Origin of the sequence: Providencia rettgeri (assembly GCF_001874625.1) — a bacterium.
GTDB classification, from domain to species: Bacteria; Pseudomonadota; Gammaproteobacteria; order Enterobacterales; family Enterobacteriaceae; genus Providencia; species Providencia huashanensis.
Map to the genome: position 1 here is coordinate 1,261,380 of NZ_CP017671.1, position 21,887 is coordinate 1,283,266.

Sequence of the window (21,887 nt, forward strand, 5' to 3'; positions counted from 1 at the left end):
AATGAGTAGCGTAGAAATTCTTGTTCCCGATCTTCCTGAGTCCGTTGCAGATGCCACGGTTGCCACATGGCATAAAAAACCAGGTGATAGTGTTCAGCGTGACGAAGTCCTGGTTGAGATCGAAACAGATAAAGTGGTGTTAGAAGTGCCTGCAAGTGAAGCAGGTGTGTTAGAAGCTATCGTTGAAGAAGAAGGCGCGACGGTATTATCTAAACAACTGTTAGGTCGTATTCGTTTAGGTGATAGCTCAGGTATTCCTGCTGAAGTTAAAGATGCACAGGAAGCAACGCCAGCACAACGCCAAACTGCAAGCCTAGAGACTGAAAGTAATGACGCTCTGAGCCCAGCTATTCGTCGCTTGATTGCAGAACATAGCCTGAACCCAGCTGACATTAAAGGGACGGGTGTTGGTGGTCGTTTGACTCGTGAAGATGTTGAAAAACATTTAGCAGCAAATAAATCAGCAGCTCCAGCAGCAACAGCACCTGCTGCACCACAAGCGCCGTTAGCACACCGTAGCGAGAAACGTGTACCAATGACACGTTTACGTAAACGTATCGCAGAGCGCCTGTTAGAAGCGAAAAACACCACTGCAATGTTGACAACATTTAATGAAGTTAACATGCAACCAATTAAAGACTTACGGAAACAATATGGCGAAGCATTCGAAAAACGCCACGGTGTACGTTTAGGCTTTATGTCCTTCTATGTTAAAGCTGCGGTAGAAGCACTGAAACGCTATCCAGAAGTTAACGCTTCTATTGATGGCAGCGATGTGGTTTACCACAACTATTTTGATATCAGCATTGCCGTCTCTACGCCTCGTGGTCTGGTAACTCCAGTTCTACGTGATGTTGATGCAATGAGCATGGCAGATATCGAGAAAAAAATTAAAGAACTGGCTGTTAAAGGTCGCGATGGTAAATTAACTGTTGAAGACTTAAGTGGTGGTAACTTCACTATCACTAACGGTGGCGTATTTGGTTCTCTGATGTCTACACCTATCATTAACCCACCACAGAGCGCAATTTTAGGCATGCATGCCATTAAAGACCGCCCTATGGCTGTAAATGGTAAGGTAGAGATTCTTCCTATGATGTATTTAGCGCTGTCTTATGACCACCGTTTAATCGATGGTAGTGAGTCAGTGGGCTTCTTAGTCGCTATCAAAGATATGCTGGAAGATCCAACTCGTTTACTGCTGGACGTATAGCAACATAACAGGGTAGGAACAACCTGCCCGGTCTGAAGTAACCGATGCAACCCGCTTGCGGGTTGCTAAATCAGTAACAATTGCAGGAGGCGAATAAACGCCTCTTCAGACTCAATTATGGATAGAACATCATGAATTTACACGAGTACCAGGCAAAACAGTTGTTTGCACGTTATGGGATGCCTGCACCAACAGGTTATGCCTGTTCATCAGTCGCTGAAACCGTAGACGCTGCTAAAAAAATTGGCAATGGCCCATGGGTAATTAAATGCCAAGTACATGCAGGCGGACGTGGTAAAGCAGGTGGCGTTAAAGTCACTAGCGATATTAACGAAGTTAAAGCATTTGCAGAAAACTGGTTAGGTAAAAACTTAGTGACTTATCAAACAGACGCTAACGGCCAACCAGTAAACCAGATTCTTGTTGAAACAGCGACTGACATTGATAAAGAGTTGTATTTAGGTGCGGTTGTTGACCGTAGCACTCGTCGTGTTGTTTTCATGGCATCGACTGAAGGTGGTGTGGAAATTGAAAAAGTTGCTGAAGAAACGCCTGAATTAATTCATAAAGCAATTATCGACCCACTGACTGGCCCAATGCCTTTCCAAGGCCGTGAATTGGCATTTAAATTAGGCTTAACAGGTAAACAAGTTAGTCAATTTGCTAAAATTTTTATGGGTCTAGCAACTTTATTCCTTGAGCGTGACTTAGCTTTAGCAGAAATTAACCCTCTGGTTATCAGTACTTCGGGTGATTTAGTTTGCTTAGATGGCAAATTAGGCATCGACAGTAATGCGCTATATCGTCAGCCAGAAATCCGTGAACTACGTGATGAATCTCAAGAAGATGCGCGCGAAGCTCAAGCAGCGCAGTGGGAACTCAACTATGTTGCATTAGATGGTAACATTGGTTGTATGGTTAACGGTGCAGGCTTAGCAATGGGAACTATGGACATTGTTAAACTTCACGGTGGCGCACCTGCAAACTTCTTAGATGTTGGTGGCGGCGCAACTAAAGAGCGTGTAACTGAAGCATTTAAAATCATTCTTTCTGATGAAAACGTGAAAGCCGTTTTTGTTAACATCTTTGGTGGTATCGTTCGTTGCGACCTGATTGCAGACGGCATCATTGGTGCAGTTGAAGAAGTTGGCGTAAATGTACCAGTAGTTGTGCGTTTAGAAGGTAACAATGCTGAATTAGGTGCTAAGAAACTGGCAGACAGCGGCTTGAACATTATCGCTGCTAACAGCTTGACTGACGCAGCTAAAAAAGCAGTAGCAGCAGCGGAGGCTAAATAATGTCTATTTTAATCGATAAAAACACCAAAGTGATTTGCCAAGGTTTTACTGGTGGTCAAGGTACATTCCATTCAGAACAAGCGATTGCTTATGGTACAAAAATGGTCGGTGGTGTTACACCAGGCAAAGGTGGTACAACACACTTAGGTCTGCCGGTGTTCAATACAGTTCGCGAAGCGGTTGAAGCGACAGGTGCAACTGCGTCTGTTATCTATGTGCCAGCGCCATTTTGTAAAGACTCTATCTTAGAAGCTATCGATGCAGGCATTAAACTGATTATCACCATCACTGAAGGTATTCCAACTCTGGACATGCTGACTGTGAAAGTGAAGCTGGATGAAGCTGGCGTTCGCATGATCGGCCCTAACTGCCCAGGCGTTATCACTCCAGGTGAATGTAAGATTGGTATCCAACCTGGTCACATTCATATGCCAGGTAAAGTCGGTATCGTTTCACGTTCAGGTACGCTGACTTATGAAGCGGTAAAACAAACTACTGATGCAGGTTTAGGCCAATCAACTTGTGTTGGTATCGGTGGTGACCCAATCCCAGGTTCAAACTTTATTGATATCCTGAAAATGTTCCAAGCTGACCCACAAACTGAAGCGATTGTCATGATCGGTGAAATTGGTGGTAACGCGGAAGAAGAAGCTGCGGCTTATATTAAAGAGCATGTAACTAAACCAGTAGTTGGTTATATCGCTGGTGTAACGGCACCGAAAGGTAAACGTATGGGCCATGCTGGCGCAATCATTGCTGGCGGTAAAGGTACTGCGGATGAGAAATTTGCTGCATTAGAAGCTGCGGGCGTGAAAACCGTTCGTAGCCTTGCAGACATCGGCGATGCCGTGAAATCATTACTGAATAAGTAAATGATCCGCTAGGTAACTAGCAGCCGTAAGAGACGAAAGCCCGTGCTTATTTGAGTACGGGTTTTTTTATGGCTTTAAAAGCCGTTAGTGTAATTTCTGGAGAGAGGATAAGGATTTCTGGCAAAGAGTGTCTATACTTAAAAATATTAAAATATACGAGTACAGGTACGGCTATCTGTGAAAATGCTCCATAGCTTTGGTGGGCTACAAAGCCCATTTTAAGCAAAAAACGAGAAAGTTGTGTCAGGTCAATTTTATAATTATTGGGGAAAGTTAATTAACCGAATATATGATTTTAGTTGAGATAAGTTCGTATATTAATAAAATTCATAATAGCTTTGAAATAAGATACTATTAGAAATTAAATATTCTTTTTTAGACTTCTTAATAAAAAGGTTATATTTTTTTGTTAATCTTTAGAAAAAATAAGAACATTTATATCAATACCAATAACAGTGTATTAACAAGTGAATAACTATTAATTGACTGGTATGCAAATCAATTAACAATAGGAAAAAAATTGACGTAAATCAATTTATTACCTCTAGCTTTATTTGTCGAAATTGCTTAAATTGGTGCACGATCAAATACTCTATTTTCTATTAAAGGGTATAATTATTGATGTAAATTCAGAATTCAAATCTGAGTCACGTAAAAGAAGTTTATTGTATGTGAAGATAGGCGTACTATTATTATAGTATTGTTCTTTCTTTTGGTTTTGTTAATTATTTGTTGTTTTGAGGCATTTTTTGCTGGTAGTTAAGAGGCTTTCTTCGAAATTTAATCTGGAAGCTGGGTTGCCGCAAGTCGGTGTCTTCCTGCTAGGAGCAAGGAGTCAAGATGTTTGATATTGTCGAACTGTCACGATTACAGTTTGCCTTAACTGCAATGTATCACTTCCTGTTCGTGCCATTAACGCTCGGTATGGCGTTTTTGCTTGCGATCATGGAAACGGTATATGTGCTGTCTGGCAAGCAAATTTATAAAGATATGACTAAGTTCTGGGGTAAGTTATTTGGTATTAACTTCGCCCTAGGTGTTGCAACGGGTCTGACCATGGAATTCCAATTCGGGACTAACTGGTCTTACTATGCTCATTACGTTGGAGATATCTTCGGTGCGCCTCTGGCAATCGAAGGTTTGATGGCGTTCTTCTTAGAATCTACTTTTGTTGGTTTATTCTTCTTTGGTTGGGATCGTTTAAGCAAAACTCAACACCTTGCTGTAACATGGTTAGTTGCTTTAGGTTCTAACTTCTCTGCTTTGTGGATTTTAGTGGCGAATGGTTGGATGCAAAACCCGATCGCAGCTGACTTCAACTTTGAAACAATGCGTATGGAAATGGTTAGCTTCTCTGAGCTAGTCTTAAACCCAGTTGCGCAAGTTAAGTTTGTCCACACAGTGGCTGCAGGTTATTGTACTGGTGCAATGTTTATCTTAGGTATCAGCTCTTACTACCTACTTAAAGGTCGTGATGTTGCTTTTGCTAAGCGTTCTTTTGCAATTGCTGCTAGTTTTGGTATTGCTGCGGTTCTATCTGTTATCGTTCTTGGTGATGAATCAGGTTACGAAATGGGTGACGTTCAGAAAACTAAACTCGCTGCGGTTGAAGCTGAGTGGGAAACCCATGCGCCTCCAGCTGCATTTAACTTAATCGCTTGGCCAGATACTGAGAAGCAAGAAAACAAGTTTGCTATCTCAATTCCTTGGGCGATGGGTATCATTGCAACTCGTTCTGTTGATACGCCAGTATTAGGTCTGAAAGATCTAATGAAACAACACGAAGTTCGTATCCGTAACGGTATGGTTGCATATGGTCAATTACAAGAACTGTTAGCTGGAAATAAAGATCCTGAATTGCGTGCTGCATTTGAAGCTAGCAAAAAAGATCTCGGTTATGGTCTTCTGTTAAAACAATACGCACCAAATGTTGTTGATGCGACAGAAGCGCAAATTCAAAAAGCAGTAAAAGACAGTATTCCTAACGTAGGTCCTCTGTTCTGGGCATTCCGTATCATGGTTGGTGTTGGCTTCCTGTTGTTATTAATTATTGGCTGGGCATTCCTGTCAGTAGTCCGTAACAAAATTGGTCAAAGCAAACTGCTGTTACGTATTGCACTGTTTGGTATTCCACTACCATGGATTGCAATTGAATCAGGTTGGTTCGTTGCAGAGTATGGTCGTCAGCCTTGGGCAATTGGTGAAGTATTACCGGTGTCGGTTGCTCATTCTAATTTAACGACCCATGACCTGATCTTCTCTATGGTATTGATCTGTGGTCTGTACACACTGTTCTTAATTGCTGAAATGTTCTTAATGTTCAAATTCGCTCGTAAAGGGCCTAGTAGCCTGAAAACTGGTCGCTACCACTTTGAACAGAAAAACACTTCTGCACACGACGTTCAGTAAATAGGAGCCACTTATGTTTGATTATGAAGTTCTTCGGTTTGTGTGGTGGATCCTTATCGGTGTATTACTGATTGGGTTTGCTGTCACGGATGGCTTTGACATGGGCGTTGGCTTCTTATTACCTATTTTAGGTAAAACAGATACCGAACGCCGTATCATGATTAATGCCGTTGCACCGCACTGGGATGGTAACCAAGTTTGGTTAATCACTGCGGGTGGTGCGATGTTTGCTGCATGGCCACAAGTCTATGCGGCATCATTCTCCGGTTTCTATATCGCGATGATTTTAGTGTTAGCTGCTTTGTTCTTCCGTCCGGTGGGTTTCGACTACCGTTCAAAACTGGAGAACCCAAAATGGCGTAACATGTGGGACTGGGGTCTGTTCATCGGTGGTTTCGTTCCACCATTAGTTATCGGTGTTGCATTTGGTAACCTATTATTAGGTGTCCCACTGCAAATTGATAACCAACAGTACTTAACCTATACAGGTAACCTGTTTGGTCTGCTGAACCCATATGGTCTGTTAGCGGGTGTGGTTGGTTTAATGATGATTGTTACCCAAGGTGCAACTTATCTGCAAATGCGTACCACTGGCGAGCTGTACCTACGTGTACGTAAAGCAACCTATATCTGTGCGTTAGTCACACTGTTAGCGTTTGCGGGTGCTGGTGTTTGGTTAGTAATGGGTATCGATGGCTATGTTATCACTTCAGCGATTGATCACCATGCGGTATCAAACCCACTGAATAAAACCGTAGAGGTTGTTTCAGGGGCTTGGTTGACTAACTTCAATACTTACCCAATCCTGTGGGCTCTGCCTGCACTGGGTTTAGCGCTGCCACTACTGACTATGCTGTTCAGTAAAGCAGACAAAAATGGTTGGGCGTTTGTGAGTTCTTCATTAACTATCGCTTGTATCATTTTAACTTGTGGTGTAGCAATGTTCCCATTCATCATGCCTTCAAGCATTATGCCAAATGCAAGCTTGACCATGTGGGATGCAACATCTAGCTTGTTCACACTGCAAGTCATGACAGTTGTCGCGGCTATCTTTGTTCCAATCGTACTGGCATACACCGCATGGTGTTACTACAAAATGTTTGGTCGTCTGGACAAAAACTTCATCGAAGGCAACAAGCATTCACTGTATTAAGGAGCATAACTATGTGGTATTTCGCCTGGATTCTCGGCACGCTGTTAGCTTGTAGTTTTGCAGTGATTGCAGCACTAGCATTAGAGCACTCTGAAGACTCTAAAGCAGCTAAAGATGGTGAGTAAATAAAATGCTGGTGGATAAAACCTATCAGCTATTGGATAAGGGGCCGTTAAGGGCCCTTATCCTTATTTTAGCTTTAGTTACAGCTGGTGCAGTGATGTGGGACCCATCTCTATTTGCTGCAAAAACCAGTTCATTCCAAATTTGGCAAGGGCTGTTATTAATTTGGGCAACTTGCAGTGCGATGATTTTTGGTGTTGGTTTCAAACCCCAAAAAGTCATTTGGCGTGCGATTTTCCATCCATTACCTGCTGCCATCATTCTTATTTGGGGACTTTTACAAGTCTTTAGATAATTCTAATTGCTAATTGTGGGTCAATGGACCCATAATTATTTTTGATATCTTTACTTTCAAAGTGATTCCAAACTGGCACTGTCTTGCGTATAGTGGCACCGTTAGTTAATTTAACCTAAGACGGAGTGGTTGTTATGTTATTTCGCTGGCCAGTTCGCGTGTACTATGAAGATACAGACGCGGGCGGTGTAGTTTATCATGCACGTTATTTAGCATTTTTTGAGCGAGCAAGAACCGAAATGTTGCGAAATAAAGGAATCAACCAACAAAGTATGCTTGCTGATAACCTTGGTTTTGTTGTGCGTAGCATGACAATTGATTTTGTAAAAGGGGCAAAGCTAGATGATCTGTTGGAGGTTGAGACGCAAATTGTTGAAATGAAACGTGCCTCATTAACTTTTCATCAAAGGTTAGTTGATTCACAAGGTAACCTGCTTTGTGGGGCTAATGCCCTAATTGCTTGTGTGGACACATCAAAAATGAAGCCGATTGCGCTTCCTAAGTCTATTGTCGCGGAGTTTAAACAGTGACTGACATGAATATCCTGGATTTATTCCTTAAAGCGAGCCTTTTGGTTCAGCTCATTATGTTCGTTTTGATCGGTTTTTCTATTGCATCATGGGCCATTATTATTCAAAGAACGAAAATTTTAAATGCTGCAACCCGTGAGGCGGAGGCATTTGAGGATAAGTTTTGGTCAGGTATTGAGCTATCGCGCTTATATAAAGAAAGCCAAGCTCGCCGTGATGAATTGAGCGGAGCTGAACAAATTTTCCACTCCGGTTTTAAAGAGTTTGTTCGTTTACATCAGGCAAATATTCACGCACCAGATGCGGTGGTTACTGGTGCATCACGCGCGATGCGTATATCAATGAATCGTGAATTAGAGTCAGTAGAAGCACATATCCCATTTTTAGGTACTGTTGGTTCGATTAGCCCATATATTGGTTTATTCGGGACAGTATGGGGAATTATGCATGCGTTTATTGCTTTGGGTGCGGTAAAACAAGCAACATTACAGATGGTTGCTCCGGGGATCGCCGAAGCACTTATCGCAACCGCGATAGGTTTGTTTGCAGCGATTCCTGCGGTTATGGCTTTCAACCGCTTGAACTTACGAGTCAATAAGTTAGAGCAAACTTACGATAACTTTATGGAAGAATTTTTAGCCATCTTGCATCGTCAAGCATTCTCTGCTGATAAGAAATAAGTTGAGGAGATAAGCGAATGGCGCGCACTAGTCGCAGACGTGAGCTGAAATCCGAAATCAACATCGTTCCACTGCTGGACGTTTTGTTGGTGCTGTTACTGATATTTATGGCAACGGCACCCATTATTTCCCAGAGTGTGGAAGTTGAATTACCGGATGCAACAGATACACAAACCGTATCATCAAGTGACAACCCACCTATAATTTTAGAGGTGTCGGGTGTTGGGCAGTATAATATGCGGCTCGATGGTGAGGTATTAGAATTGCTTCCACCAGAACAGATTGCTGCTGAAGCGAAATCACAATTAGAGAAAAACCCAAAAGCGATTTTCTTAATTGGTGGTGCAAAAGAGGTGCCTTATGAAGAAGTTATTAAGGCTCTGAATATTTTGCACAGTGCAGGGATAAAATCTGTCGGCTTGATGACTCAGCCTATCTAGGCTGGGTTGTTGTGGTTTGAATAAGTCACAATTCTTTTTTTGGATACCAGAGTGGGAAAGTCAAAAGAGAAAAAAGATAACCTAAACCGTTCATTAGTGATGTCTGTTGTATTGCACATCATATTGATTGGCTTGATTGTTATAGGCTCTTTAGTTTCCGTCGTCAAACTTGGTGGTGGCGGGGAAGAAGGGACTGTCATCGATGCGGTGATGGTCGACCCTGGCGTGGTTGTTGAGCAATATGAACAAATGCAAAAACAACAAAACATGGTCAGACAAGCAGCTAAAGAGCGTAAAGAGCAAGAACAAAAACAAGAGGCTGAGCTAAGAGAGCAGCAAGAAAAGGAACAAAAACGCCTGCAACAGCTTGAACAAGAGCGTATCAAAACTGAACGAGATACCGCTAAGCAACAAAAACAAGCTGAAGAGCAACAGAAAAAAGCATTAGAAGCCGCTAAAAAAGCCAAGGAAGAGCAAAAAATAGCGGAAGAAGCTGCCGCGAAAGCGAAAGCTGAAAAGGAAAAATTAGTTAAAGAGCAGGCAGCTGAAAAGGCGAAAGCTGAAGCTCAAGCTAAAAAAGAAGCCGAAGCGGCTAAAGCTAAAGCAGAGAAAGAAGCTCAAGAAAAAGCAGAAAAAGAAGCCAAAGAAAAGGCTGATAAAGAAGCTAAAATAAAAGCAGACAAGGAAGCTAAGGCTAAAGCGGATAAAGAAGCGAAAGCTAAAGCAGCGAAAGCGAAAGCAGAGGCGGCAAAAAATGCGGCTTCTGTAGATGATTTACTCGGCGATTTAACTGCATCTGGGCCAAGTAAACAGGGCGGCCAAGCTTCTGCTGGAACTGGTGGCGGTAAAAAATCAGGGGCCTCAAACGCAGATGTTGATAACTATGCAGGTAAGGTAAAAGCGGCAATCCAAAGTAAGTTCTATGATTCAGATACTTATCGTGGGCGGACTTGCGAATTGCAATTGGTGCTCGCACGGGATGGCGCTTTGATGGGGATTAAACCTAAAAATAACCCGACGAACGACGCTGCGTTATGTGATGCGGCAATTCGAGCTGCGAAGTTAGCTTCGATGCCAAGACCCGATTCAGATAAAATTTTTGAAAGGGTTAAGAGGGAAGGTATCGTCGTCGATTTTAAACCTTGATTTAAGTAAGTCAGAGCTATCTGTATTGAAAAATCTACCGCATTAGAATAAATAGTTTGTGTGGTATCTAGTTTTGTTATTATACCTTTGTTAAAATTCAGCGAATTATTGCGGTGGTAAACAATCCGTAGTAAGGGAGACAAGAATGAAGCAGGCTTTTAAAGTAGTTTTAGGGTTCCTAATGCTATGGGCGACAGTGGCTCAGGCTGAAATACGTATTGAGATCACTGAAGGTGTTAATTCAGCTCAACCGATTGGTGTCGTACCCTTTAAATGGACAGGTGCTGGAGCACCCCCACAGGAAGTAGGCCAAATCGTAGGTTCTGATTTACGTAATAGCGGGAAATTTAACCCTATTGAACCAAGTCGTATGCCTCAGCAACCCGGTACAGCCTCTGAAGTAACTCCAGAAGCATGGACTGCATTGGGTATTAATGCAGTGGTTGTAGGGCAAGTGCAGCCAGCCGCAGATGGTAGCTTTGTTGTCAGCTATCAACTGGTTGATGTTGCAGCTAACCCAGGTGCTGTTTTATCTCAGAACCAATATAAAGTCACTAAAGAATGGTTACGTTATGCAGCTCATACTGCAAGTGACGAAGTCTTTGAAAAACTAACCGGTATTCGTGGTGCATTCCGCACGCGTATTGCTTATATTGTGGTTAACAAAGGCGGTCAGTATCCATATGAATTACGAGTTTCTGACTACGATGGGTTTAACCAGTTTACAGTTCATCGTTCACCAGAACCTTTAATGTCGCCAGCATGGTCACCAGATGGCGAAAAACTCGCGTATGTCACTTTTGAAAGCGGTAGTTCAGCGCTTGTTATTCAAACTCTTTCTACAGGAGCAGTCCGTCAGGTTGCATCATTCCCACGTCACAATGGGGCACCTGCATTCTCTCCTGATGGGACAAAACTGGCATTCGCACTGTCTAAAACAGGCAGCTTGAATTTATATGTTATGGACTTAGCGAGTGGGCAAATTCGTCAAGTAACAGATGGTCGTAGCAATAATACTGAACCAAGCTGGATGCCGGATAGCCAAACTTTAGTCTATACTTCAGATCAGGCGGGACGTCCGCAGATTTATAAAATGAATATTAATGGTGGCAGCCCTGAACGTGTTTCTTGGGAAGGAACACAAAATCAGGACGCTGATGTTAGTCCGGATGGTACTTTCTTAGTGATGGTCAGCTCCGGCGGCGGTCAGCAACATGTCGCCAAACAAGATCTGGCAACGAACAACGTTGAATTTTTAACGAAAACGTTCCTAGATGAAACGCCGAGTATCGCACCTAACGGCACTATGGTAATTTATAGCTCCTCTCAAGGCTTGGGGACTATATTGCAGCTAGTTTCGACCGACGGGCGTTTCAAAGCGCGTCTTCCGGCTACCGATGGACAGGTAAAATTCCCTGCCTGGTCGCCGTATCTGTGATGCATAATAATAATGTGTGGCAAAAAAATATTAAGGATCAAAACGATGCAACTGAATAAAGTGCTTAAAGGGCTGATGATCGCATTACCAATCATGGCAGTCGCAGCTTGTAGCTCTAACAAAAACAATGACCAAGATGGCGTAGATACTTCTACTAACCAAACTAACACTGGTCTGTCTGCGGAAGAGCTGGCACGTCAGCAAATGGAACAGCTGCAACAAAACAACACTGTTTACTTTGGTTTCGATAAATACAACGTATCTCCAGAGTATGCGGAAATGTTAGATGCGCATGCAGCATTCCTACGTAGCAACCCATCTGTACGTGTTGTTGTTGAAGGTCATGCGGATGAGCGCGGTACTCCAGAATATAACATCGCGCTGGGCGAGCGTCGTGCTAATGCAGTTAAAATGTATCTGCAAAGCAAAGGTGTTTCTGGTGACCAAGTTTCACTGGTTTCTTACGGTAAAGAAAAACCAGCTGTGTTAGGTCACACTGAAGCAGACTACGCGAAAAACCGTCGTGCAGTCATTGCATACTAATAGATAAGAGAAATTATCTATTATGAACAGTAACTTCAGACATCTAATTGTAGGTCTGTCGTTATTGGTTGGCGTAGCGGCCCCTTGGGCCGCTATTGCCCAAGCGCCAATCAACAATGTCGGATCTGGTTCAACAACAGACCGTCTTACCCAACTTGAGACTGCGGTTAATTCTCAAGGCCAAATCATGTATCAAATCCAGCAACAGCTTGCCGATAACCAACGCGACATAGATATGTTACGTGGTCAGATTCAAGAAAGTGAATATAAATTGAATCAAGTTATTGAGCGTCAAAAAGATTTGTATATGCAATTAAATGGCTCGGGTGACGGCAATTCTGCCAATACAGGTGAAACACCTGACACTAGTGCATCAAATGCATCTTCTTCAACTACACCTGCTGCATCAGCTAATACAGGTGGAAATGAGAAAGATGATTATAATGCGGCAGTTAAGCTTGCAATGGAAAGCAAATCAAAAGCCCAAATTGATGGGGCTATTAATGCGCTTCAAGGGTTTATCAAAACCTACCCTAAGTCTGGGTATCAATCTAACGCCAACTATTGGTTGGGGCAGTTAAACTACAACAAAGGCAGCAAAGATGACGCGGCTTTTTACTTTGCAACTGTAGTTAAGCAATATCCTAAATCTCAGAAAAGCAGTGAAGCTTTATATAAAGTTGGGCTGATCATGCAAGACAAAGGGCAAAAGGATAAAGCAAAGGCTGTTTACCAACAGGTGTTAAAGCAATATCCAAACAGTGCAGGCTCAAAATTAGCAGAAAAAAAGTTGAGTACACTTTAATTACTAACCCCGAAGCAATATTGCCGAATATTTCGGGGTTATCAGTATGATAAGTGCGCATTCAATCTATTTTAGTAAAAAAAACATTGCACCATCGTCAGAAATCAGTAATATAAGCCGCCGTTGATACGAGAATACGGTTAGCCGAAAACCTCGAGATACAAAGAAGAAATATAGTTTTAGATGGGGTGTTAGCTCAGTCGGTAGATGATTGAGTTTTATTAAGATGGTTGCAGGTTCAACCCGAAGGGTAAGAAGCTGTGATTAGTTAGAAAAGTTATATAGATGGGTCGTTAGCTCAGTCGGTAGAGCAGTTGACTTTTAATCAATTGGTCGCAGGTTCGAATCCTGCACGACCCACCATCTAAAAGAAACAAACAATTCAAGCAATTCAGATGGGTCGTTAGCTCAGTCGGTAGAGCAGTTGACTTTTAATCAATTGGTCGCAGGTTCGAATCCTGCACGACCCACCATCTCAACAGCAGTTCAAGCCAATTCACTACCCCGTAAATACTCAGTCGCCAATCCATACCTCGGCAAGCTGGTTGCAGGTTCAGGCCGCAGGCTAAATTCGCAGAATTTAAATCCTGCACGACCCACCATCTTAACAGCAGTTCAAGCCAATTCACTACCCCGTAAATACTCAGTCGGCTATCCATACCTCGGCAAGCTGGTTGCAGGTTCAGGCCGCAGGCTAAATTCGCAGAATTTAAATCCTGCACGACCCACCATCTCAACAGCAATTCAAGCCAATTCACTACCCCGTAAATACTCAGTCGGCAATCCATACCTCGGCAAGCTGGTTGCAGGTTCAGGCCGTAGGCTAAATTCGCAGAATTTAAATCCTGCACGACCCACCATCTTAACAGCAGTTCAAGCTAATTCACCGGCCCGTAAATACTCAGTCGGCAATCCATACCTCGGCAAGCTGGTTGCAGGTTCAGGCCGTAGGCTAAATTCGCAGAATTTAAATCCTGCACGACCCACCATCTCAACAGCAGTTCAAGCCAATTCACTACCCCGTAAATACTCAGTCGGCAATCCATACCTCGGCAAGCTGGTTGCAGGTTCAGGCCGTAGGCTAAATTCGCAGAATTTAAATCCTGCACGACCCACTATCTCAACAGCAATTCAAGCCAATTCACTACCCCGTAAATACTCAGTCACCAATCCATACCTCGGCAAGCGCGCAATGGTTCTAAGCATACCTTTAAAAAGTGCATGAATTAGTTAGTGACTTAAATATGACTGAGATAAACTGAAAAGTGACAAGATAAAAAAATAGCCCCTGGTGTTGGGGCTCAAAAGGGATGGTTTATTTAACTGAGGGTAACTCTTGTATACAGTTATACCGTTAAATGAGTCATCTTTTGAAAGTCAAAATAAAAGAACTCATTGTTTTGTAAAGATAGTCATTAAATCGCCTTTTTTCGCTGTACTCTACGCTAATTAATTATAATCCTTCAGGTAGCAAGCCATTATCTTGTAAAAAGCCAATGACTAACATTTGCATTTTTTTTGCTAAATTATGCGCAGGAGAAAAGCCCTGTAACTTGGCAAGGTCGATACTCACCTCATCAAAACAACGCATTAAACATTGCAATGACAAGGCAGCTTTTTCTGAGGTACTGCAATTAAAAATGATTTCTAGTGCCTGTATGTACTTTTGTGGCATCCATTCATGGTACTTACGGCCATTATACCAAACATGCTTACCTTGTATGGTTACAAGGTGCTCAAGTAGCGTTAAGAAATAGTGCTTCATATCGGTACTTCTTGACCATGCCACCCATAATTCTTCACGAGTTAATGCTATGGCGACTTGATGGGCTTCGTGCCAAAAGTCTGTAACGGTTTGTGAAAACTCAGTCTCTGTTAATGGTGTTGGTGCTAAAGATAGCAAATTGGCATCTTTTGGTAGCCCTTCAGTGATCCCAGTTTTATCTAACAAAACAATAAACCCGCGAGAGAATGTCGCATCTAACCCCTCACGTTTCATTTTATATAAGCGTTCAGGCTCAGCAAATGTGAAATCAACTTTGCGACCTTCCTCGTATATAACTAAACATGTCGGCCAATCTGGTGCGTCCTCTTCTTGATTGAGTAAATGTAGAACTGCTAAAGAGGAGCCAAAATGGTCAACCCAATGTTTTTGGTTAAATATTTCTGTCACACCGTGACCGATTAACTCAATGTCAATGTCGGAGTAATTATCAACATCTTGCTCTCTTCCTCGTGAGCCTGTGAGTACCACAGCTTCGATTCTTGGGTCGAGTAATGAAATGGATATAATTTTATTTATAATAGATACAGGTAATTCCATAACTGGCCTAATTAAATTTGATAAGAATGGCTACGATACCGATAAAATGAGTGAAAAGCTAAAGGACAAACGTAAAAAGTGTAGAAAAGGCACGAAAATGATTAAAGTCTCTGCTTAGTAAGTGAAAAACGAAGGTTATAGAGCAAAGTAGAGGAGACCTTATTGTATAGTCATCTCAAGTATTAACGTGGACTTGTTAAAAAAGTGATATGGTTTTTCTCGACTATTCGCATTTTTACGAGAAAAATTTACATTAGGATAATGCATGACTTAAATTGAATTTAAGTCATGCATATAATTTAGAATTATTCTTCTTTATTTAACATAATAAAATAAAATTTGTATTTTATTTTAGGTTAATATAATTTAATCAGTATCATGTTTTTTTTCAAAAGGAATTGAAATGAATGCTATTTTTCAGGGGAGTAATACTCAGGAAGAGCGTAAAGAGGGTATTCGTGGAAGGAATAAAAGTTATTTAGAATTGAAGGAAAATTTTGAATATATCTATGAAAAAATACCAGCTTATTATAAAGAACTAAAATCATTAACTGAAGAAATATCAAATCTAAAAAAAACAATCGATAAACATGATGTAGCTAATGAATATATTGATAGGGTTAATGAATATATTGATAGAGTTAAGGGGGGATTGGACACATATATGGAACTAAAAGGTAAGTTGGAACCTTATCTTGATGAACCAGTGAAAATAAAAAATATTCCATCAGAGATAACAGGAATCTATAGTAATGTGGCATTAAGTATTCGTAATTATCCTACTATTAACTATTCTTTGTATAGGCTGCCATCTAAGTTTAAACAAAACTCCCCAAAAAAAACAAATCAAGCTAAAGGTTATACATTAGATTTCCATACCTCTTTGGCCAAAATAAGGGAGCCAGTAGCATTAATATCTAGAAAAATAAATGAAATAAAAGATTATGAAGAAACAGGAGGGGAAGTTGGTGAGTTTGTTGAATATAAGCCTAAAATAATGACTGAAAATTTGGGTAATACTGATACGCCAAATGATAGTTTAAAAAAAGAATCATTAAAACAAGACAAATCAATCAAAGATAAAGATATGGAGAATTTAGGTTTTTATAATGAAGGAATTAAATTGATAGAAAATATTGTTAGTTTATATAGCAGTGAACAAGCATTGTTAAATAAAATAAGTGATAATATAAATATTAGTAATGGTGCTAAAGTACTAATTTCATTTCTACCTACAATGTAACTCGGCGGGTGGTGAAAATAAATTTTTACTCTACTTGTCGTGGTATTGAAGTCACATAGCTAATTTAGCCTCCTGAATAGAGGAGGTATTATACACCTAAGGGTTTATAGTAATATTATGGCAAAGTAAATTAAAACTTAAAGCCGCCTAACTAATCATTACCACAACTTTCTGCGGTTGATTTGCCTGTGCTCATAACATCAGCGTTGGTAAATCAATCACAGATAAATGGGGATGGCAGCCCTGAACCATTCTAGATATCCCAAAAATGCGTCAGTATCATCATATTAGAGTATCAAGTGAAGCAATGAGTTCTAGTTACTTCAATATAATGGCAGTTTAAAACTGATGAATCAGAACGATTATTTTGCGATATGCTAAAACTGTAGTCGAATTTTATAGTTCACTGCAATTCTTACCAAAAGTACAAGTGTAATGACCAATCAAGTAGGGCGTTATCGGCTTCTATCTAATTAAAGAATAATTTTCACTTTTATATCTTTTAAAGAAAAGCAACCGTAAGGGGAAAATGATGCTTGATAACTGAAAAAGGGTGGAGACTTCTTTCGTAAAGTGGGGTATCTTGTTTAGTATATAAAACAAAAAGCGGCTAATTTTGCGGTATTAACTTATTTGAAGCATTAAAATCGCTTTATGCTAAACAGAGGCAAGAAATGAGCGTGTTTATCGATTTTGATCAGTCAGTATATCCATTTCCAGCAAAACCGGCACTATTAAGCTCGGATGAAAAAGCATTTTATCGCCAACGGATCAAATCTCTTTTGGTTGAAAAAAATGCAGTTATTGTTGCGCACTACTATACAGACCCAGAAATCCAGGCGTTAGCGGAAGAAACGGGGGGCTGCGTTGCTGATTCATTAGAAATGGCTCGTTTTGGGGCTAAGCACCCAGCTTCAACTTTAGTCGTGGCTGGGGTAAAGTTTATGGGGGAAACCGCTAAAATACTCAGCCCTGAAAAACACGTATTAATGCCAACTCTAGATGCCCAATGTTCTCTTGATATTGGCTGCCCAGAAGAGGAGTTTATTCGTTTTTGTGATGCACATCCGGACAGAACTGTTGTCGTTTATGCAAATACTTCAGCAGCGGTCAAAGCGCGTGCCGATTGGGTGGTTACATCCAGTATTGCGGTAGAATTGATTGAGCATCTTGATAGCTTAGGTGAAAAAATAATTTGGGCTCCAGATCGTCATTTAGGTCGCTATGTACAGCAACAAACAGGGGCTGATATTTTGTGCTGGCAAGGTGCGTGTATTGTTCATGATGAATTTAAAACACAGTCATTGGAAAAAATGAAAGCGCTTTACCCAGAAGCAGCAGTGTTAGTTCATCCTGAGTCCCCACAAGCTATTGTTGACCTTGCTGATGCTGTCGGGTCAACAAGTCAATTAATCAAAGCGGCACAAGCACTACCTAACCCTTCAATGATTGTAGCGACGGATAAAGGCATTTTTTATAAAATGCAGCAAGCATGCCCTGATAAAGCGCTATATATTGCTCCAACTGCTGGTGAAGGCGCAACATGTCGTACTTGTGCACACTGTCCATGGATGGCGATGAACGGGTTACAGGCAATTGCAGAGGCTCTAGAAGGCCATACTCAAAATCATCAAATTGAGGTAAGTGCAAGTTTACGCGAAAAAGCATTGCTGCCTTTGAATAAGATGCTAGAGTTTGCCGAGAGTCTAAAATAAAAATAAGTTAGCGTGATATGTTAGCTATATTCTAATTCAGTACTGAGCAATACAACATTAACTATCAATCATAAAGGGTTTTGGGATGGATTTCTTTAGTACAGCCAATACATTAGTGCAAATCCCACTTTGGGGTTCTGTTTATGATTTGTCTTATATTGAAGCGGTGGGGACGGTTGCAGGGCTGCTCTGTATCTTACTGGCTAGTTTTGAAAAAACGATTAACTATCTATTTGGTTTAATTAATGTTTCATTGTTTGCTGTCATATTTTTTCAAATCCAATTATATGCAAACCTGCTCTTACAGATATTTTTCTTTGTTGCGAATATTTATGGTTGGTACGCATGGACCCGAGTGACCAGCTCACAACAAGCGGAGTTAAAAATTCGCTGGTTGAGCTTCCCAAAAGCCATGGTTACACTCGTGGTTTCTATTTTAGCTATCGTTTACTTAACATTTAATATTGATGCTGTATTTGGTGTGTTAGCGATATGGGCTGTTGAATTATTGAATTTATTTGGCGCAAACTTAGCAATGCCAGCCATAGAACCAGATGCATTTCCATTTTGGGATTCTGCAATGACAGTACTTTCGGTTGTAGCAATGATCTTGATGACGCGTAAGTATGTTGAAAACTGGTTATTGTGGGTCATTATTAACGTGATTAGTATCGTGATTTTCTTTATTCAGGGTGTTTATGCAATGTCTTTAGAATACTTAATTTTATTAGGTATCGCGGTTAATGGCTCTAGACTTTGGATAAAATCAGCCAAAGAGAACGGCTCCTCACCAATATCACGAACTTAACCAGAAAAAATCGCTTAAAGCGGCTAAAGTGACATTATCGTCGTTTAGCCGTTTTAGTTATTTTTTGCTCTGTAAAATCGGTATTTAACCTATTTATCGTGCTAAATATCAACATTAAACCTCATTTTATAATCAGCCCACGGTAAAACCATGGTTTTATCGTGCGTTTGCCTGTTTACAGACGTCGGTTGAACAGTTAGATTAAAAATTCGATGCTAATTATCTTTTCAATTTTCAGTTAACTTTTGAAGCGCAGTGAAGGCTTTCATCTGCTTGCTTAATGCTTTGCTCTAGCGCGGGTAACTTGAAGAAACTTGGCATGCAAATCAACGACAGTAAAAAATAATAAACATTGGATATACGGGTATGAACTATCAGAACGATGACGTCAGAATTAAACAAATAAAAGAATTATTACCACCAATTGCTTTACTTGAAAAATTTCCAGCAACTGATAAAGCTGCGTTTACCGTTCATGAAGCACGACTTGCAATCCACAATATTTTAGCGGGTAAAGATGATCGTTTAGTGGTGGTGATTGGCCCTTGTTCTATTCATGATACTAAAGCGGCTTTAGAGTATGCAGAGCGTTTAGGTAAGCTACGCGAAGAATTAAAAGATTCACTTGAGATTGTCATGCGAGTGTATTTTGAAAAGCCGCGTACAACTGTGGGTTGGAAAGGGCTAATTAATGACCCTAAAATGGACCATAGCTTTGATATTAACGAAGGTTTACGTATAGCTCGTGAATTATTATTAACGATCAATAACCAAGGTTTACCTACCGCAGGTGAATTTTTGGATGTGATTAGCCCTCAGTACGTTGCTGATTTAATGAGTTGGGGAGCGATTGGTGCTCGCACCACTGAATCACAAATTCACCGTGAATTAGCATCAGGTTTATCCTGTCCTGTTGGCTTCAAAAACGGGACAGATGGGACGATTAAAATTGCGATTGATGCAATAAACTCTGCCCGTTCAGCCCACTGTTTCTTATCAGTTACCAAATGGGGGCACTCTGCGATAGTCAATACGAGTGGTAACCCTGATTGCCATATTATTTTGCGTGGCGGGAAAGAACCCAACTACAGTGCTAAGCATGTAAAAGAAGTCTGTGCAGGTTTAGAAAAAGCCGGCTTAGCACCCAGTATTATGATCGATTTTAGCCATGCGAATAGCTGTAAACAATTTGAAAAACAGATGGAAGTGGCTACCAATGTAAGTGAACAAATTAGTCATGGTGACCGCTCAATTACAGGTGTTATGATTGAAAGTAACCTTGTAGAGGGTAATCAAAATTTAGAGTCCGGTGAGCCATTAATTTATGGTAAAAGTGTCACTGATGCTTGTATTGGATGGGATGATACAGAAAAAGTATTACGCCAATTAGCAGATGCAGTGATTACCCGTCGTAACAAGTAATCAAGACCACGTTCACTCAATAAAGTTAAAGCGAGTTTATTTATTAAACTCGCTTTTTTTATGATATCAATCCATTTAAGTTGGGTTAGCACCTTAAATAAAAACTATCGGTTTTGCAGATAGAATCAAAGGGTTGTACCAAAAAACACCTTACCATTACAATATAGATGTTTTTATTAATATAATTTTATATTAATTCATTGTTTAATATTTTTTTCCTTTTTTTAATTTTAAGTGATTTTTCTGTTGAATTCTTTTATTTATATAAAATAAAAATTTGTTTTTTTTATAGTAAAGTAATAGCTTGTTATTTTATGGATGCAAGGATATCACCTGTAAAACTAACATAATGGAGTATGAAATGATTATTAAGAAAGAAATTAGAGAAGAATTAAAATATCAAACGACTAAGTATAAAAAATCAGATGGTATCACGGTTGATCTTGGTTATTCTAATTCTAATAATTTTATAGAGAAAGTAAATTATGAAATTAACTTAAATTATCAATTGTTAAGATCACTAAAAAAATCAGATTCACTCTATGAGTCCATTAAAGAAAGAAAATATAAAATAGGGTTAATGATAAAAAAATATGAGATTAAAAATAAAAATCCTCAGGGTAATGCTAAAGAATTGGAATCAAAACTAAATACGTTAAAAGTTGTTTATAAACATATAGAGAAACTTAAATCGGCTCATGGGTATTATCAGAGTATGATTTATGCAATGAAGGAATATATTGTAGAAAAGGATAATAGAGTTGATATGTATAAACAGTTAATGGAGGTCGATGAGATAATTAAAAAAGAGCCAATTTGTGTAGTTGATGAACTAGATAAAAATTTGGTTGGTGAGTTTAACTCAACTCTACCTAATGAAAATATAAAAGGGTTAGAATATAGTGAAGTTAATTTATTAACTAATACATATAAAGAGCTAGTTGATAACTTAAATGAGTTTTTGAATAATATTCAATCGTTTGAAGAAAATGAAATATATGATGGTGTTGATTTTATCAGTGACCTAGATGGCACCAGAAAAATGATTCAGAAATATAATAAATTAATCTCGAAAGAGAACGCGGTTTCACAGGGTAAAAAAAGAAATACAGAGAGTGAAAGTAAAATTAATGCCATGAAACAGGCTCGTGAAGATTTACAATATAGAGTTGTTCATACTGAGAATGCTTTAAAAAGATATTCTATTGAAGCTCAATATATGTTTTTTGTAGAAAAATATTTTTCTAGTGATTCAATGAGCTTAGTTTGCGCTGTGGCTGTGTTTAATGCTACTAATACTATCTTGATGGAGGCGATGAATATAAATAATTTAGTTCCTAGATTATCAACGCTGACGCCCTTGAGCCCTATAAAAGTATTTTAAGTCATTATCCCCTTTACCTACATATTAAAGTAGGTAAAGGGGACGAA

The 21,887-nt window shown here is 40.0% G+C and carries 21 protein-coding genes and 2 tRNA genes; 22 read left to right on the plus strand and 1 reads right to left on the minus strand.

Annotation, left to right across the window (positions count from 1 at the left end):
* Position 1: 1 nt before the first annotated feature.
* The 17 genes from odhB to RB151_RS05705 all read left to right on the plus strand — a co-directional run bounded on the left by odhB (position 2) and on the right by RB151_RS05705 (position 14,170).
* Positions 2-1,213 carry a 2-oxoglutarate dehydrogenase complex dihydrolipoyllysine-residue succinyltransferase gene (gene odhB, locus RB151_RS05625; protein ID WP_042848291.1) on the plus strand — a complete coding sequence of 404 codons (1,212 nt, stop codon included), beginning with the start codon at positions 2-4 and terminating at the stop codon, positions 1,211-1,213.
* 131 nt (positions 1,214-1,344) lie between these two features.
* The gene (gene sucC, locus RB151_RS05630; protein WP_071547835.1) at positions 1,345-2,511 is read left to right on the plus strand and encodes an ADP-forming succinate--CoA ligase subunit beta; all 1,167 of its coding nucleotides are present in this window, start codon (positions 1,345-1,347) and stop codon (positions 2,509-2,511) included.
* Positions 2,511-3,383 (plus strand): succinate--CoA ligase subunit alpha, encoded by an 873-nt coding sequence (gene sucD, locus RB151_RS05635; protein ID WP_042848287.1) that lies wholly within the window; start codon positions 2,511-2,513, stop codon positions 3,381-3,383. The genes sucC and sucD overlap by 1 nt, the downstream gene beginning before the upstream one ends.
* Before the next feature lie 840 nt (positions 3,384-4,223).
* A complete protein-coding gene (cydA, locus tag RB151_RS05640; RefSeq protein WP_042848286.1) occupies positions 4,224-5,792 on the plus strand; it encodes a cytochrome ubiquinol oxidase subunit I in 1,569 nt (522 codons plus the stop codon).
* Between the two features lie 13 nt (positions 5,793-5,805).
* The gene (cydB, locus tag RB151_RS05645; protein ID WP_042848285.1) at positions 5,806-6,945 is read left to right on the plus strand and encodes a cytochrome d ubiquinol oxidase subunit II; all 1,140 of its coding nucleotides are present in this window, start codon (positions 5,806-5,808) and stop codon (positions 6,943-6,945) included.
* An 11-nt stretch (positions 6,946-6,956) separates the two neighbouring features.
* Positions 6,957-7,070: a cytochrome bd-I oxidase subunit CydX gene (gene cydX / locus RB151_RS05650; RefSeq protein ID WP_004909083.1), complete on the plus strand. Its 114-nt coding sequence runs from the start codon at positions 6,957-6,959 to the stop codon at positions 7,068-7,070.
* 5 nt (positions 7,071-7,075) lie between these two features.
* Positions 7,076-7,363 (plus strand): cyd operon protein YbgE, encoded by a 288-nt coding sequence (gene ybgE / locus RB151_RS05655; protein ID WP_042848283.1) that lies wholly within the window; start codon positions 7,076-7,078, stop codon positions 7,361-7,363.
* Positions 7,364-7,497: 134 nt separating this feature from the next.
* Positions 7,498-7,893, plus strand: coding sequence for a tol-pal system-associated acyl-CoA thioesterase (gene ybgC, locus RB151_RS05660; protein WP_042848281.1), 396 nt, complete (start codon positions 7,498-7,500; stop codon positions 7,891-7,893).
* The gene (gene tolQ, locus RB151_RS05665; RefSeq protein WP_042848280.1) at positions 7,890-8,573 is read left to right on the plus strand and encodes a Tol-Pal system protein TolQ; all 684 of its coding nucleotides are present in this window, start codon (positions 7,890-7,892) and stop codon (positions 8,571-8,573) included. The genes ybgC and tolQ overlap by 4 nt, the downstream gene beginning before the upstream one ends.
* Before the next feature lie 17 nt (positions 8,574-8,590).
* The gene (gene tolR, locus RB151_RS05670; protein WP_004256786.1) at positions 8,591-9,013 is read left to right on the plus strand and encodes a colicin uptake protein TolR; all 423 of its coding nucleotides are present in this window, start codon (positions 8,591-8,593) and stop codon (positions 9,011-9,013) included.
* Positions 9,014-9,064: 51 nt separating this feature from the next.
* Complete coding sequence (gene tolA, locus RB151_RS05675) at positions 9,065-10,159, plus strand: cell envelope integrity protein TolA (RefSeq protein WP_071547836.1); 1,095 nt, start codon at positions 9,065-9,067, stop codon at positions 10,157-10,159.
* A gap of 145 nt (positions 10,160-10,304) precedes the next feature.
* Positions 10,305-11,597: a Tol-Pal system beta propeller repeat protein TolB gene (gene tolB / locus RB151_RS05680; protein ID WP_042848275.1), complete on the plus strand. Its 1,293-nt coding sequence runs from the start codon at positions 10,305-10,307 to the stop codon at positions 11,595-11,597.
* Positions 11,598-11,642: 45 nt separating this feature from the next.
* A complete protein-coding gene (gene pal / locus RB151_RS05685) occupies positions 11,643-12,140 on the plus strand; it encodes a peptidoglycan-associated lipoprotein Pal (RefSeq protein WP_004909091.1) in 498 nt (165 codons plus the stop codon).
* Positions 12,141-12,162: 22 nt separating this feature from the next.
* Positions 12,163-12,945, plus strand: coding sequence for a cell division protein CpoB (gene cpoB, locus RB151_RS05690; RefSeq protein WP_042848272.1), 783 nt, complete (start codon positions 12,163-12,165; stop codon positions 12,943-12,945).
* Positions 12,946-13,232: 287 nt separating this feature from the next.
* Positions 13,233-13,308 (plus strand) — tRNA-Lys (locus RB151_RS05695).
* A 34-nt stretch (positions 13,309-13,342) separates the two neighbouring features.
* A tRNA-Lys gene (locus RB151_RS05700) sits at positions 13,343-13,418 on the plus strand.
* On the plus strand, positions 13,385-14,170 hold the full coding sequence (locus tag RB151_RS05705) for a hypothetical protein (RefSeq protein ID WP_071547837.1): 786 nt from the start codon (positions 13,385-13,387) through the stop codon (positions 14,168-14,170). The genes RB151_RS05700 and RB151_RS05705 overlap by 34 nt, the downstream gene beginning before the upstream one ends.
* A gap of 228 nt (positions 14,171-14,398) precedes the next feature.
* Here the strand turns inward: RB151_RS05705 and RB151_RS05710 are convergent, their stop codons facing one another.
* The gene (locus tag RB151_RS05710) at positions 14,399-15,268 is read right to left on the minus strand and encodes an aminoglycoside 6-adenylyltransferase (protein ID WP_071547838.1); all 870 of its coding nucleotides are present in this window, start codon (positions 15,266-15,268) and stop codon (positions 14,399-14,401) included.
* 403 nt (positions 15,269-15,671) lie between these two features.
* On the opposite strand from RB151_RS05710, the gene RB151_RS05715 reads away from it, so the two are divergent.
* The 5 genes from RB151_RS05715 (at position 15,672) to RB151_RS05735 (ending at position 21,840) form a co-directional block, all read left to right on the plus strand.
* Positions 15,672-16,511 carry a hypothetical protein gene (locus RB151_RS05715; protein WP_071547839.1) on the plus strand — a complete coding sequence of 280 codons (840 nt, stop codon included), beginning with the start codon at positions 15,672-15,674 and terminating at the stop codon, positions 16,509-16,511.
* A 674-nt stretch (positions 16,512-17,185) separates the two neighbouring features.
* Complete coding sequence (gene nadA / locus RB151_RS05720; RefSeq protein ID WP_042846632.1) at positions 17,186-18,226, plus strand: quinolinate synthase NadA; 1,041 nt, start codon at positions 17,186-17,188, stop codon at positions 18,224-18,226.
* A gap of 85 nt (positions 18,227-18,311) precedes the next feature.
* Positions 18,312-19,034 (plus strand): nicotinamide riboside transporter PnuC, encoded by a 723-nt coding sequence (pnuC, locus tag RB151_RS05725; RefSeq protein ID WP_042846630.1) that lies wholly within the window; start codon positions 18,312-18,314, stop codon positions 19,032-19,034.
* Positions 19,035-19,400: 366 nt separating this feature from the next.
* Positions 19,401-20,456, plus strand: coding sequence for a 3-deoxy-7-phosphoheptulonate synthase AroG (aroG, locus tag RB151_RS05730; RefSeq protein WP_048606384.1), 1,056 nt, complete (start codon positions 19,401-19,403; stop codon positions 20,454-20,456).
* 361 nt (positions 20,457-20,817) lie between these two features.
* Complete coding sequence (locus tag RB151_RS05735) at positions 20,818-21,840, plus strand: hypothetical protein (RefSeq protein ID WP_071547840.1); 1,023 nt, start codon at positions 20,818-20,820, stop codon at positions 21,838-21,840.
* The last annotated feature ends 47 nt before the right edge of the window (positions 21,841-21,887 follow it).

Excerpts from the sequence above, each read along its gene's own strand:
- odhB (WP_042848291.1), top strand. The coding sequence starts at position 2 with ATGAGTAGCGTAGAAATTCTTGTTCCCGATCTTCCTGAGTCCGTTGCA.
- sucC (WP_071547835.1), top strand. The coding sequence starts at position 1,345 with ATGAATTTACACGAGTACCAGGCAAAACAGTTGTTTGCACGTTATGGG.
- sucD (WP_042848287.1), top strand. The coding sequence starts at position 2,511 with ATGTCTATTTTAATCGATAAAAACACCAAAGTGATTTGCCAAGGTTTT.
- cydA (WP_042848286.1), top strand. The coding sequence starts at position 4,224 with ATGTTTGATATTGTCGAACTGTCACGATTACAGTTTGCCTTAACTGCA.
- cydB (WP_042848285.1), top strand. The coding sequence starts at position 5,806 with ATGTTTGATTATGAAGTTCTTCGGTTTGTGTGGTGGATCCTTATCGGT.
- cydX (WP_004909083.1), top strand. The coding sequence starts at position 6,957 with ATGTGGTATTTCGCCTGGATTCTCGGCACGCTGTTAGCTTGTAGTTTT.
- ybgE (WP_042848283.1), top strand. The coding sequence starts at position 7,076 with ATGCTGGTGGATAAAACCTATCAGCTATTGGATAAGGGGCCGTTAAGG.
- ybgC (WP_042848281.1), top strand. The coding sequence starts at position 7,498 with ATGTTATTTCGCTGGCCAGTTCGCGTGTACTATGAAGATACAGACGCG.
- tolR (WP_004256786.1), top strand. The coding sequence starts at position 8,591 with ATGGCGCGCACTAGTCGCAGACGTGAGCTGAAATCCGAAATCAACATC.
- tolB (WP_042848275.1), top strand. The coding sequence starts at position 10,305 with ATGAAGCAGGCTTTTAAAGTAGTTTTAGGGTTCCTAATGCTATGGGCG.
- pal (WP_004909091.1), top strand. The coding sequence starts at position 11,643 with ATGCAACTGAATAAAGTGCTTAAAGGGCTGATGATCGCATTACCAATC.
- cpoB (WP_042848272.1), top strand. The coding sequence starts at position 12,163 with ATGAACAGTAACTTCAGACATCTAATTGTAGGTCTGTCGTTATTGGTT.
- RB151_RS05710 (WP_071547838.1), bottom strand. The coding sequence starts at position 15,268 with ATGGAATTACCTGTATCTATTATAAATAAAATTATATCCATTTCATTA.
- RB151_RS05715 (WP_071547839.1), top strand. The coding sequence starts at position 15,672 with ATGAATGCTATTTTTCAGGGGAGTAATACTCAGGAAGAGCGTAAAGAG.
- nadA (WP_042846632.1), top strand. The coding sequence starts at position 17,186 with ATGAGCGTGTTTATCGATTTTGATCAGTCAGTATATCCATTTCCAGCA.
- pnuC (WP_042846630.1), top strand. The coding sequence starts at position 18,312 with ATGGATTTCTTTAGTACAGCCAATACATTAGTGCAAATCCCACTTTGG.
- aroG (WP_048606384.1), top strand. The coding sequence starts at position 19,401 with ATGAACTATCAGAACGATGACGTCAGAATTAAACAAATAAAAGAATTA.
- RB151_RS05735 (WP_071547840.1), top strand. The coding sequence starts at position 20,818 with ATGATTATTAAGAAAGAAATTAGAGAAGAATTAAAATATCAAACGACT.